At 67.1% G+C, this 11,829-nt stretch carries 15 protein-coding genes and 1 riboswitch; of the genes, 5 read left to right on the forward strand and 10 right to left on the reverse strand.

What is annotated here, in order from left to right:
• Positions 1–2: 2 nt before the first annotated feature.
• From AAFN88_RS10310 to AAFN88_RS10320, 3 genes are all read right to left on the reverse strand, one after another.
• Positions 3–662 carry an HAD family phosphatase gene (locus AAFN88_RS10310; RefSeq protein WP_347520213.1) on the reverse strand — a complete coding sequence of 220 codons (660 nt, stop codon included), beginning with the start codon at positions 660–662 and terminating at the stop codon, positions 3–5.
• Positions 655–1,842, reverse strand: a complete 1,188-nt coding sequence (gene argE / locus AAFN88_RS10315; protein WP_347520214.1) for an acetylornithine deacetylase — start codon at positions 1,840–1,842, stop codon at positions 655–657. Before argE ends, AAFN88_RS10310 begins: the two co-directional genes overlap by 8 nt.
• 68 nt (positions 1,843–1,910) lie before the next feature.
• On the reverse strand, positions 1,911–2,840 hold the full coding sequence (locus AAFN88_RS10320; protein WP_347520215.1) for a transcriptional regulator GcvA: 930 nt from the start codon (positions 2,838–2,840) through the stop codon (positions 1,911–1,913).
• Positions 2,841–2,997: 157 nt separating this feature from the next.
• On the opposite strand from AAFN88_RS10320, the gene AAFN88_RS10325 reads away from it, so the two are divergent.
• Positions 2,998–3,246, forward strand: a complete 249-nt coding sequence (locus AAFN88_RS10325; RefSeq protein ID WP_347520216.1) for a DUF1127 domain-containing protein — start codon at positions 2,998–3,000, stop codon at positions 3,244–3,246.
• Positions 3,247–3,382: 136 nt separating this feature from the next.
• On the opposite strand, the gene AAFN88_RS10330 is transcribed toward AAFN88_RS10325, so the two are convergent.
• On the reverse strand, positions 3,383–4,150 hold the full coding sequence (locus AAFN88_RS10330) for an NAD kinase (protein ID WP_347520217.1): 768 nt from the start codon (positions 4,148–4,150) through the stop codon (positions 3,383–3,385).
• Between the two features lie 263 nt (positions 4,151–4,413).
• On the opposite strand from AAFN88_RS10330, the gene AAFN88_RS10335 reads away from it, so the two are divergent.
• Complete coding sequence (locus AAFN88_RS10335) at positions 4,414–4,902, forward strand: molybdopterin-guanine dinucleotide biosynthesis protein A (protein ID WP_347520218.1); 489 nt, start codon at positions 4,414–4,416, stop codon at positions 4,900–4,902.
• 24 nt (positions 4,903–4,926) lie between these two features.
• Here the strand turns inward: AAFN88_RS10335 and AAFN88_RS10340 are convergent, their stop codons facing one another.
• The gene (locus AAFN88_RS10340) at positions 4,927–5,790 is read right to left on the reverse strand and encodes a LysR family transcriptional regulator (RefSeq protein WP_347520219.1); all 864 of its coding nucleotides are present in this window, start codon (positions 5,788–5,790) and stop codon (positions 4,927–4,929) included.
• A gap of 132 nt (positions 5,791–5,922) precedes the next feature.
• Between AAFN88_RS10340 and AAFN88_RS10345 the strand changes: the two genes are divergently transcribed.
• Positions 5,923–6,684 carry a sulfite exporter TauE/SafE family protein gene (locus AAFN88_RS10345; RefSeq protein WP_347520220.1) on the forward strand — a complete coding sequence of 254 codons (762 nt, stop codon included), beginning with the start codon at positions 5,923–5,925 and terminating at the stop codon, positions 6,682–6,684.
• Between the two features lie 48 nt (positions 6,685–6,732).
• Complete coding sequence (locus AAFN88_RS10350; protein ID WP_347520221.1) at positions 6,733–7,182, forward strand: GNAT family N-acetyltransferase; 450 nt, start codon at positions 6,733–6,735, stop codon at positions 7,180–7,182.
• Between the two features lie 10 nt (positions 7,183–7,192).
• Here the strand turns inward: AAFN88_RS10350 and moaA are convergent, their stop codons facing one another.
• On the reverse strand, positions 7,193–8,182 hold the full coding sequence (moaA, locus tag AAFN88_RS10355; RefSeq protein ID WP_347521654.1) for a GTP 3',8-cyclase MoaA: 990 nt from the start codon (positions 8,180–8,182) through the stop codon (positions 7,193–7,195).
• A gap of 317 nt (positions 8,183–8,499) precedes the next feature.
• On the opposite strand from moaA, the gene AAFN88_RS10360 reads away from it, so the two are divergent.
• Positions 8,500–8,733 (forward strand): hypothetical protein, encoded by a 234-nt coding sequence (locus AAFN88_RS10360; protein ID WP_347520222.1) that lies wholly within the window; start codon positions 8,500–8,502, stop codon positions 8,731–8,733.
• 23 nt (positions 8,734–8,756) lie between these two features.
• Here the strand turns inward: AAFN88_RS10360 and AAFN88_RS10365 are convergent, their stop codons facing one another.
• The 4 genes from AAFN88_RS10365 to AAFN88_RS10380 all read right to left on the reverse strand — a co-directional run bounded on the left by AAFN88_RS10365 (position 8,757) and on the right by AAFN88_RS10380 (position 11,817).
• The gene (locus AAFN88_RS10365) at positions 8,757–9,344 is read right to left on the reverse strand and encodes a HupE/UreJ family protein (RefSeq protein WP_347520224.1); all 588 of its coding nucleotides are present in this window, start codon (positions 9,342–9,344) and stop codon (positions 8,757–8,759) included.
• 32 nt (positions 9,345–9,376) lie between these two features.
• Positions 9,377–9,568: riboswitch (cobalamin riboswitch) on the reverse strand.
• Between the two features lie 51 nt (positions 9,569–9,619).
• A complete protein-coding gene (locus AAFN88_RS10370) occupies positions 9,620–9,913 on the reverse strand; it encodes a hypothetical protein (protein ID WP_347520225.1) in 294 nt (97 codons plus the stop codon).
• 210 nt (positions 9,914–10,123) lie between these two features.
• Complete coding sequence (locus AAFN88_RS10375) at positions 10,124–10,984, reverse strand: NlpC/P60 family protein (protein WP_347520226.1); 861 nt, start codon at positions 10,982–10,984, stop codon at positions 10,124–10,126.
• Positions 10,985–11,073: 89 nt separating this feature from the next.
• A complete protein-coding gene (locus AAFN88_RS10380; protein WP_347520227.1) occupies positions 11,074–11,817 on the reverse strand; it encodes a sulfite exporter TauE/SafE family protein in 744 nt (247 codons plus the stop codon).
• Positions 11,818–11,829: the final 12 nt, after the last annotated feature.

The following is an 11,829-nucleotide window of genomic DNA, read 5'->3' on the forward strand; positions in this document are numbered from 1 at the left end:
GCTCAATGGGCCGGGCTGGGGACGGGCAGTCCGAGCGCCGCAAGGTCGCGAGCCAGTTGCGCGGGCGAATGGAAGTGCAGCGCCTGCCAGCCGGCATTGCGGGCGGCCTCGGCGTTGTCGGCACGGTCGTCGATGAAAAGCGTGCGCGACGGCCGCAGCCCGAAGCGCCGGATCAGCAACTCGTAGATGCGGCGATCGGGCTTCTTGATACCCTCGCTGCCGGAGATGACGAACCCGGCGAAGCGCTCGAAGAAGGAGAAGCGCCGGCGGGTCGGCGGAAAAATCTCGGCCGAGAAATTGGACAGCACGAACAGCGGCAGGCCGTGGCGGTGCAGGCGTTCCAAGATGGTGACGCTGCCGTCGATCGGGCCGGCGATCATCTCGGAGAAGCGTGCGTAGTAGCTCTCGATCAGCGGACGCTTGTCGGGATGCTCGCGGCTCAGCTCTTCGGTGATCTCCGCCGTCGGGCGGCCCACGTCCACCTGTTCGTTCCAGCTCTGGGTGCAGACCTCCGACAGGAACCGCTCCATGGCCTCGGCGTCGTCGAAAAGCTTGCGGTAGAGGTGCCGGGGATCCCAGTCGATCAGCACGCCGCCGACATCGAAGACGACAGCCTCGACGGGCTCCCGTGCGACGCTGTCTCCGGCCGCGCTCTCAACCACGCAGGCGTTCCTCCAGACGGTCCATGAAACGCTCGCAGAGGGCCACTTGCTCCAGGGTGACGAATTCGTCCGGTTTGTGCGCCTGGTCGATGGAGCCGGGCCCGCAGACCACCGTCGGAATGCCGCGCTGATCGAAGAGGCCGGCCTCGGTGCCGAAAGCGACCTTGCCGGTGTCGTTGCCCCCGGAAAGCGCCTTGGCCAGTTCCACCACCTCCGCGTCCGGCGCGAGATCGAGGCCGGGGAAGCTGGAGAGCTCCTCCCAGGAGAAGCCCGTGGCCGGATCGATCTTCCGCATCGCCGGAGCGACGGTTTCCTCGGCGAAGCGCTTCACCTCGCCCAGCAGGGTCTCGGGGTCGTCCTGCGGCAGGTAGCGGAACTCGAACTCGAAGCGGCAGTGGCCGGGCACGATGTTGAGCTGCGTGCCGCCCTCGATGGTGCCGGTGTGGATGGTGGTATGAGGCACGTCGAAGTCGGCGTCGAAGGGGCCATCCGCGGCCTTGCGGTCGGCCATGTCGGCCAGGTAACCGACGACTCGCGCGGCGGCGACGACGGCGTTCACGCCGTAGGGGGCGAGCGAGGAGTGGGCCTCCTTGCCGCGCACGCGGCAGCAGACCGAGCGCTTGCCTTTGTGGCCTGTGACCACCTTCATGTCCGTCGGCTCTCCCACCACGCACATGGCCGGCTTGACCGGCTGGCTCGCCAGGAAGTCCAGCAGGCTGGGCACGCCCTTGCAGCCGACTTCCTCGTCGTAGGAGAAGCAGAGGTGGACCGGGGTCTGCAGCCCGGCTTCCAGGAAGCGCGGCGCATGGGCCAGGGCCACGGCGATGAAGGACTTCATGTCGCAGGTGCCGCGCCCGAAAAGGCGGCCGTCGCCTTCGCTGACCCGCCAGGGGTCGCGGGTCCAATCCTGATCGTCGATAGGCACCACGTCGGTGTGGCCGGACAGCGCGATACCGGGCCGGTCGGCGGGTCCCAAGGTGGCGTAGAGGTTGGCCTTCCGTCCCTCGGCGTCATGCACCAGGCTGGCCGTGACCCCAAGGTCGGCCAGGTAGTCGCGCACGTAGTGTATCAGCTCCAGATTGGAGTTGCGGCTCGTGGTGTCGAACGCGATGAGACGTTCGATCATGGCGCGGGTTTCGGGCCTGATGGCCGGGTTGTCGGCTTTCAGGGGATCGGACACGCTAAAAATAACTCCAGGCGTAGGGCCCGAGGGCCCGGGAGGGAACTCTGATGAACGCAGAGCTGTTTCTATGATGACAGAGGGACGGGATCGGCGCCAGTCCTCTCGGCTTCCTCCATCAACCACTCGCGGAACAGACGCACCCGGCGGCGCTCGGCGAGGGCTGGCGGTGAGACCACGTAGTAAACGAACCTGGAGGGGACGACCGGCCCGAAGGGCATGACGATGCGGCCGCTTTCCAGGTCCGCGGCGGCCAGCCAACGGTGCCCGAGGGCGACCCCCTGACCGGCGGCCGCGGCCTCGATCACCATGGAAGAGTCGCTGAAGCCCGGGCCGCGGCGCCAGTCGATCCCCTCGATCCCCGCCGCCTGCAGCCAGCTCCGCCAGTCCGGACTCTCGTCGTGGCGCGAGACCTCGTCGTGCAGCAGGGTGTGGTGGCGCAGGTCGTGAGGCGACTTCAGCGGGTGCGCCCCGGCCAGCAGCTTGGGACTGCAGATCGGAAAGACTTCGTCGCTCAACAGCAGGTCGCTGCGCAGGCCCGGATAATTTCCCGGACCGTAGCGGATTCCCATCTCGAACACGCCGTCGGCGAAATCGACCAGGGTGTTGTTGGCCGAAACCATGACGTCGATGTCCGGATGGCGTTCGCGGAAGCGCGACAGGCGCGGCAGCAGCCACTTGGCCGCGAAGGACGGCACGACGCTGATGTGCAGGGCGCCGCTGTCCTCATGCTGGTGCAGGCGCCGGGTGCCCTCGGCGATGGAGTCGAAAGCGTCGCGCAGCACCGGCAGGTAGCGCTGTCCGGCCTCGGTCAGCACCAGGCGTCGGTTGAGGCGGCGGAAGAGTTGCAGGCCGAGATGCTCCTCCAGGGTCTTCACCTGGTGGCTGATGGCCGCCTGAGTGACGTGCAGCTCACCGGCAGCCTTGGTGAAGGAAAGGCGGCGCGCCGCGGCCTCGAAGGCACGCAGGGCGTTCAAAGGCGGGAGTTTTCTGGCCATTCTTCGAATTAGAAAATCTTATTCGAATTATGAAATATCATCGTTTGTCGGATTCAGCAATTCGCAATATCTCTGACCCTAAGACATTGCCGCAAAGCGAAAATATTCGCCAGTTCCGGCACGCCCCTGTAAGGGGGGTCACATAAGGAGTACTGACATGCAACAGACAGCTTTCCGCAAGACGCCGCAGGGTTTGCCGGCCGCTTTGGCGCTCGCCGGGGGACTGGCCGGGGCTCTGTTGCGGGTTCCGGCGTGCCTCTTTGCCGTCATGGTTTGCTGGCAACACCAGGCTGAAGAGCGTGCCCGCCTGCGCAAGCTCACGGATATCCAGTTGCACGACATCGGCCTGACCCGCATCGAGGTCGAGGTCATGGCGCGCAAGCCCGTCTGGTCGCGCTGCGTCTGAGGCCGTTCACCGGCACTCCCCCGGACCCCTGCTGCACCGAAGGAACCTTCCCTCGGCGGTCTCGTCGCCCGGACGCTTCGCCCCCTGAAGCTTCCGGATGCTTCGAGCCGCCGATTTTTTTGCCGGGAGGGGCGCTTCAGGGCTGGAACTGTTCCTTGATGATCCGTTCCTCGAGATTGTGCTCGGGGTCGAACAGCAGATTGAGGTCGACGCTCTGGTCCTCGCGTACGGTGACGCGCAGCACGTCGCGGACCTCGGTGAAATCCGCGGTGGCACTGACCGGCCGCTTGGCGGCCTCGTGGACCTCGAAGATCACTTCGGCGCGGGCCGGCAGCAGGGCGCCGCGCCAGCGCCGGGGCCGGAAGGCGCTGATCGGGGTCAGGGCCAGCAACTGGGCGCCGATGGGCACGATGGGACCATGCGCGGAGAGGTTATAGGCGGTGCTGCCCGCCGGCGTCGCCAGCAGGACGCCGTCGCAGACCAGTTCCTCCATACGCATCACCCCGTCGATGGAGATGCCGACCTTGGCGGCCTGCCGGCTTTCGCGCAGCAGGGAGACCTCGTTGATGGCCAAAGCCTCGCTGGTCTTGCCGTCTACCGTGTCGGCGCTCATGCGCAAGGGGTGCAGGGTAACCGGCTGGGCCGCGGCGACGCGGTCGGCCAAGCCGTCTTCGGTGAACTGATTCATCAGGAAGCCGATGGTGCCGCAGTTCATGCCGTAGATGGGCACCGCCCGCTCCATGAAGCGGTGCAGGGTCTCCAGCATGAAACCGTCACCGCCCAGGGCGACGATGACCTCCGCCTTATCCACGTCGGCGGTCTCGTAGCGCGCTTCCAGGCGTGCCTTGGCCTCCGCGGCTTCGGGGGTATCGCTGGCGACCAGCGCGAAACTTCGACGACTCATGGCGCTGCGGGCCCTTGGTCCTGTGCGTTCTCGGCCCGCCCGCAGGTCACGGCCAATCGATCGAATTCGGCGCGACTCGGCGAAAGCCGGACCGCGCGGCGAGTATAGCGCCCTCGCTGCCCGGCGCCAGGGCCGGCTACGAGGCGGCGGCGGGGGCAAGCGTCTTGCCAAACGCGGGGGCCTGCCGCAGGCTGCTCCGCAGTCCGGCCTGCGGGCCGGGCCACCATAGGGATGACAGGTATTAGGCGACGGGGGAGTTTGGCATGGGAAACTGGTATCGGCGGGTGCTGCCGGCGCTGGCGGCGGTTGTTGTTTTCAGCCTGGCGGCCGGGGCCCTGGCGGAAGACCGCCATGAGGGCTTCTATTATCCGGAACTGACCTCCTCGGAGGTCTACAAGGCGCGCTCCTTCACCAGCCCGGAGGCCTCGCGCAAGGCACGGATCGCCTTCGTCACCGGCATCACCAACGAGCAGAACAAGGCGCCCTATCCGCCGCAAGCGGCCATCTTCGCCAAAGGTTCCGACGCCGAGAAGCTGATCATCGTGGCGCTGGAGGACGGGCGTATCGATACCATTTACCGTGCCCGCGCGATCTTCGCGCAGATGACCGCGGTGGCGCGGTTGCTGCCGGTCTTCGCCCAGTTGGGCGTGGAAGACTTCTTCACCTTCTTCGACCTGGCGAAGATGCTCGGCTTCCAGCAGATCACCATCTCCAACGGCCGCGATTTCGCCCACCAGATCGAAATTCAGTAACCGTCACGCCGTAGGGCCAGGGGGTTACCGCACCTCTGCGTGCAGTTGGCCGGGCAAGGCGGCGAGCCAGTCTATGACCGCCGCCACCCGTGGCAGCTTGCGCAGGTCCGGATGTACCAGCAGCCAGAGGCCGCGGTGCAGCACCGGCGTTTCCGACACCCGCTGCAAGGCCGGATCGCCGGCCGCCATGAAGTCCGGCAGCACGCCGCGGCCGAGGCCGGAGCGCACTGCCTGCGCCAGCCCCTCGGCATCGTTGATGCGCAGCCGCGAGAGATCCTCCGGCGCGACATGGTCGGCCACCCAGCGCGCCTGCGGATAGTGCAGAAAGCGCTCTTCGTAGGTGACCCAGGGCAGGGCCTCCGGCGACGTTCCCTTGGCGGCGTAGATCGAGAAGGAGAGGGCGCCGATCCGGCGGCAGAGGCCGCTGCCGCTCTCCGGCCGGGCGAAGCGCAGGGCGACGTCGGTCTCGCGCCGGCTGAGGCTGAGGTTGCGCGAGTCGGCGTTGGCGTCGATGGCCAGCGCCGGATGGCGCCGCAGCAGCGCCGGCACACGCGGCACGATGAGCTGATTCACCAGAATGGGCACGGCGGTGATGCGCACGCGTCCGATGACCGTTTCCCCCGACTCCCCGGCGGCGGCTTCCAGGGCGAGCGCCGAAGCCTCCATGCGCTCGGCGGCGCCGCGCGCCGTCTCGCCCAGCGCGGTGAGGGTGAGGCGGCCCCGCTCGCGCAGGAAGAGGCGTCCCCGCAGGGCGGCTTCCACCGCGTCCAGGCGCCGGCTGACGGTGGTCTGGTCGATGCCCAGGCTCTGCGCCGCCGCCGAGAGGCTGCCGCCGCGTGCCAGCGCCAGCACCACCCGCAGGTCGGCCCAGTTCAGCGGGATCGTCATCGCTGCAAACTTGCAGCAAGAAACTGCATCAATTTCAATTGGATCTGCATATTCGCAGGAGTATCACAGCCGGATGCCGCGCACCAGATGGCGGCGCGACGGCGGAGATGTAACGGGCAAGGGCGGTGGACGATGGGGCAGGGGGTATGGGCTTGGCTGGTCGAGGGGCACTATCTCTGGCTGGCCGGCCCGGCAGTCCTGGCGGGCCTGGTGCGGGGCTTCTCCGGCTTCGGCGCGGCGATGATCTTCGTCCCCCTGGCGGGCATGCTGGAGGCCCCGACCGTCGCCGTCCCGCTGCTCTTCCTTGTCGACAGCTTGGCCACCCTGCACATCACGCTCGGTGCCTTCCGGCGCTGCACCTGGGCGGAAGTGCTGCCGCTCCTGCTGGGCGCCACCCTGACGGTCCCCTTGGGGGTGGCGCTGCTGGTCTCCGCCGATCCGCTGATCATGCGCTGGGCAATCTCGCTGACGATCCTGGCCGCCGTCCTGGCGCTGGCCGCCGGCTGGCGGCTGCGGCGTCGCCTGCCTTTCCTGGGCACGGCGGCGGTGGGCGCGGTGGCGGGCGTGACGGGCGGTGCGGCCAGTCTCTCCGGGCCGCCGCTGGTGCTGTTCTGGCTGGGCGGGCAATCGGACGCGGCCCAGGTGCGCGCCAACATCTACGCCATCTTCGGCCTGCTCGGGCTGGTGACCGGCCTGACTCTATGGCTGAACGGCCTGTTGACCTTGGCGGTGCTGCGCCAGGCGCTGATCCTGCTGCCGGCCTACGTGCTGGCCATCCTTGCCGGGGCGCGGCTGTTCCCCCATGCCAGCGAGGGTTTCTATCGCAAAGTCGCGCTCGGCCTCTGCGGCCTGGCGGCGCTGGGCGCGCTGCCGTTGTGGGAAGAGCTGACATGAGCGGATAAGGGGTCGCTCTGCGCTGCTTCTTCGGCTATTGAAGCCTTCATGACCAATCCTGAGATTCGCCGCGCCACCGCAGAGGACGTTCCGGCCATTGTCGACTTCTTGGCCGACGATGAATTGGGCAAGACCCGCGAGGCGCCCGGCGACCCCTGCTATGCCGAGACCTTTGCGGCCATCGCTGCCGATCCCAACCAGTTCCTGGCGGTGGTCGACGATGGCGGTGCGGTGGTCGGTTGCCTGCAACTCACCTTCATTCCCGGCCTGTCGTTGAAGGCCATGTGGCGCGGCCAGATCGAGAGCGTGCGCATCGCTTCGTCACGCCGCGGACAGGGTCTCGGACATGTCATGATCGATTGGGCCGTCGCGGAATGCCGGCGGCGCGGCTGCGGGCTGGTGCAACTCACCATGAACAAGTCCCGCACCGACAGCCACCGTTTCTATGAGTCCCTCGGCTTCGAGGCGACTCACGAAGGCTTCAAGCTGGTTTTTTGAGGAAGCGGGCTCAGCCGCCGGTGACGCTCATGTGGCGCGAGACGGCCGGCTGCTTGCGGCGGCGGTCGATGATGAAGTCGTGGCCCTTGGGCTTGCGGCCGATGGCCTCCATGATCGCCTGTTCCAGCGGCCCGTCGTCTTCGGCCATGCGCAGAGGTTCGCGCAGATCGGCTGCGTCCTCCTGGCCCAGACACATGTAGAGCGTGCCGGTGCAGGTGAGGCGCACGCGATTGCAGCTTTCACAGAAATTATGGGTCATCGGCGTGATGAATCCCAGCCGCCCGCCGGTCTCCTTCACGCGGCAGTAGCGCGCCGGGCCGCCGGTGCGGTAGTCGATCTCCTCCAGCGTCCACTTCTCCGCCAGTTGCGCGCGGAGCATGGAGAGCGGCCAGTACTGGTCGATGCGCTGCTCGCCGATATCGCCCATGGGCATGACCTCGATGAAGGTGAGGTCGAAGCCCTCGTCGCCGCACCACTGGACGAGGCGGTCGACCTCGTCGTCGTTGACGTCTTTCAGCGCCACCGCGTTGATCTTTACCGCCAGGCCGGCGTCCTTGGCAGCTTCCAGGCCGGCCATGACCTTGTCCAGCTTGCCCCAACGGGTGATGGCGGCGAACTTGTCGGGATCGAGCGTATCGAGCGAGACGTTGACGCGCCGGACGCCGAGGTCGGCGAGTTCGTGAGCGAAACGGCTGAGCTGACTGCCGTTGGTGGTGAGCGTCAGCTCTTCCAGGGCGCCGCTTTCCAGGTGGCGGGAGAGGGAGTGGAAGAGCTTCATGATGTCGCGCCGTACCAGCGGCTCGCCGCCGGTCATGCGCAGCTTCTTCACGCCCTGGCGCACGAAGGCGCTGCAGACGCGGTCGAGTTCCTCCAGCGTCAGAATCTCCGCCTTCGGCAGGAACGTCATGTCTTCCGCCATGCAGTAGTTGCAGCGGAAGTCGCAGCGGTCCGTCACCGAAATGCGCAGATAGGTGATCGCCCTGCCGTAGGGATCGATCATCTCGGCCATCAGGAGTCTCCCAACCCAATTTCAGCCCCCGTATCGCGGCGGGGCCGTCCGTTCTTGTGCCTAGCTATATAGGATGCCGGCCAGTATAGGAACAGCCCCGGCCCAATTCGCCCCTAACTTTTCTGGGGCCTATGGCGTCGAAAACCCCAGACTTTCCGGGGTTTTGCGGGGGGCGGGGCGCGGCTTTCTCCTGTTGCCGCCGAGACGGCGGCGCACTAGCCTTGCATGCCATGACGGACTCGTCCCAAGGGGTCTCATTTCTGGACCGCCCAGCCGCCCGGCTGGTCGCGGTGGGGGTCGCTTTATCAATGATGGCGGCCCTGGCCTTCATGCACCGCGACGACCTTTTTCCGCCGGAACAGGCGGTTGCCGCTCCCGACGACCCGGTAGCGCTCTGTTTCGCCGAACGGGCGAAGGACATCGACAACATGCTGGCCGAAGGGACCATCAACGCCCAGCAGGCCGGGTTGTTCAAAGGCCGCGCCGAAGCGCTGTGCCAGGCCCAGCTTGGCGGCGGCGGCCCTCCGGCCCCGCCGCAGTAGGCGGGGCCAGGCTGGCCTAGGCTCTAAAGAACGCCTGTCAGGATTGCCAGCCCAAAGAGGCTGAGCATGGCCCCGCCGAGCCGTGTGGCACGAGGGGCGGCCGCACCGGCCAGCTTGCCGAGGGCGTATCCGGCACCGGCACCGGCGGCGTGCAGCAGGGCCGTTGCCGCCAGGAAGCCGAAACCGTAAGCGAGGCCGGAGGCCGCCAGCGGCATCTCGGCCCCGTGGGCGTGGCCGTGGAACACGGCGAAGCCACCGGCCAGGGCCATGGCGAGGGCCAAGGGCACGCCGCTGCCGAAAGCCAGTGCGGCTCCGATCACGATGACCGACAGGGCGATCCCGGCTTCGACGAAGGGAAGGCCGGCGCCGGCAAGGCCGAGAACGCCGCCCAGCGCCATCATGACGACGAAAGCGGCCGGCACCAGCCAGAAGGCGCGCCCGCCGATGACGAAGCCCAGCAGCCCGACACCGACCATGGCGAGGATGTGATCCAGGCCGCCGACCGGGTGCAGGAACCCGTGGGCCAGGCCGGAAGCCGCGCCGATGCCGGTATGGGCCTCCGCTGCCGAAGTGACTAGGAGTGCGATCGTGAAGACAGAAAGAAAGCGCAATTTTTGCTCCTTCCGGGGCCCGCCGCCCCAAGTTGGTTGAACAGGGTGACGGCCGGTCTCCTGGCTTGGAGCTCCTCCGGCGTTCGCCTTCCCGGCGCGCGGCGCCAGTGGCTTGTGGAACGCGGAGATCACACTCCTTACAGTCGCGGGGGCGGCGTCGGCTTCGCACCGACTTCCCGTTTCACTTCCCTTGGCGGGGAAGCACCGTCGCGGACAGCTTGGCGGCAAGCGGAAGAGAAGGCAACAATCGTTTACGTCCGAGGTAGTGGAACCTGCTACTTGCGGGACATTGCAACGGGCCGGTAGATCGCCCCCGGACGGATCAAACTTGTCGCCGATATGCCATCTTCGGGGTTTGACATGCGCAGGCGGTACCCTTTTTCCAGCCAGGACAGAATTTCGCTTCTGTCGCTCAGCCAGACATAATCCGATTCGAAGCGCGTCATCGAAACTGCGTAACGCCCATCATTGTGCAGATGCGGATAGAGGAACTTGCCGCTGTGAGGTCCACGGCTCACGAACGCGAATAGTTCGAAGCTTTTCACTGTCTTTTCCCATTTGCCCGTCAATGACTGGAGTCTCCTGCCAGATTTGATGCACCCGGACGGCACCAGAGGATAGCGGGCCTGAGTACGAGTCGGGCCCATCCGACGCCTATAACCACTAGCTATTGGGGAAGCGATAGGAATCGACTGAAGTGGTAGGATGCCTGCCCATCTCCAGGCGGCCCTCTGAGGGGCGAGGATTGGCGCCGCTGATTTTCGCGTAATAAAAGTGGGCTAGGGCATTATCCGCCGCACGCCGGTGAAGCCCTTGCCGCCGGTTTCTTCCAGCACCCGCTTTTCCAGCGCTTGCAGGCGCTCGATGGCCACCGTCATGGTGAAACCGTTGGCGTGCACGATGTGCTCCGCATCGAGCATGATGGCGACGTGGCCGGGCGAGAAGACGAGGTCGCCGCGCTCCAGCGTCACCTCCTGCGGCAGGCCGTTGAGCGCTTCGCCCGCCGTGGCCGCCTGCTGGTAGGAGTCGCGGCGCAGGTTGACGCCGGCGCAGGCCAGAGAGAGCTGCACCAGGGTCGAGCAGTCGAGGCCGATGGAACTGCGCCCGCCCCAGAGATAGGGCGTGCCGAGGAACTCCAGGGCCGTGGCCACGAAGTCGGGGCTGCTCTCGGTCAGCGGCTGCAGGTGTTTGCTGTAGAGCCAGCCGCCGCCGGCGATCTCGCTGTAGCCGTTCTTCTCGCCGACGACCTGGACGGGACTGGCGATGGAAAGACAGTCCAGCGCCGGCGTTTTCAGGTTCGGCTCGGGATAGAGGAAGCTGCGCAGGGCGCGCAGGCGGTGGGTCGGCTGTTCGACCGCCGGGCCCAGGGCGGCGCTCTCCAGGTAGCCGACGTAGCCGTCGGTCTCGCTCTGCACCCAGGTCCAGCCGCCGGCCTCGTCGAAAACCCGCACACGCTCGCCGAAGAGAAGCTGGGTATCGAGCCCGGAGGACGCATCGGGCGCGCGGCGCAGGTCGACGATGCCGCGAGCGATCCCCGCCGGGCGGCCCTCGACGTAGCGCGGCGCCGCCACCCGGTCCTTCAGGCGGGCGTCGGCAAGGTCGTCGCGAAAGGCGTTCAGACGGGGGTCGAGATCGCTCATGGCAGCCGCAGCTTAGTTCAGCCGGGCGAGTCTAGGCGAGGGGAAGTTAAGCCCTGCTGAAGACGGCGGGCGCGATTAACCCACGAACATCAGGGCCCCTTCAACATCAACGCGACGGCGCTGGCTGCCGCGATGACGAGGACGCCGGTCCGAAAGGCGGCGGGATTGCTGATCCTGAAGAAGCGGGTGGAGAGAAAGTAGCCGAGGAAGAAGCCCGGCAGAAGCGCCACTCCGAGGATCGTCTCGCGCAGGCCGAAATGGCCGGCGCTGGCCAGGGCGGCGATGGTGGCGATGTAGGCGACGAAGAAGACCGAGGCGATCATGGCGCGCGCCTTGTCCGGCGCGCTGCGCTGGTAGAGCAGCGCCAGCGGCGGGCCGTGAATGCCCGAGAGCACGCCCATGACCCCGGCGACGGTGCCGACGCCGATCAGGTTCCTGGTGGTGAAGGGCAGGTGCAGGCCGGTGAGGCTGATGGCGACGGCGGCGAGGATGACGGCGCCGAAGACCGGCGCCATGTTGTCCAGGTCGATGAAGATCAGCAGCAGCGCGCCCAGGGCCGCGCCCGCCACCACGCCGCCGCCGATGCGGGTGAGCTCCGGCTTTTCGATGGCACTGCGGCCTGCCGAGGTCATGAAGAGGGCGAGAAAGAGCGCGACGAAGACGCTGGGCCCAGGCACGAAGGCGAGGTCGATCAGGGCCAGCAGCGGGATGGCGATGAGGGCGAAGCCGATGCCGGTGGCCGCCTGCACCGCCGTCGCGCCGAGCACGATGAGATTGGCCGCCAGGAGCTGCACCATGTGCAGGCCGTTGAAGGCGGCCTCGAGCTCAGCCACCTCCGGCGCCGC

It is taken from the genome of Pelagibius sp. CAU 1746, from assembly GCF_039839785.1.
GTDB lineage: Bacteria > Pseudomonadota > Alphaproteobacteria > Kiloniellales > Kiloniellaceae > Pelagibius.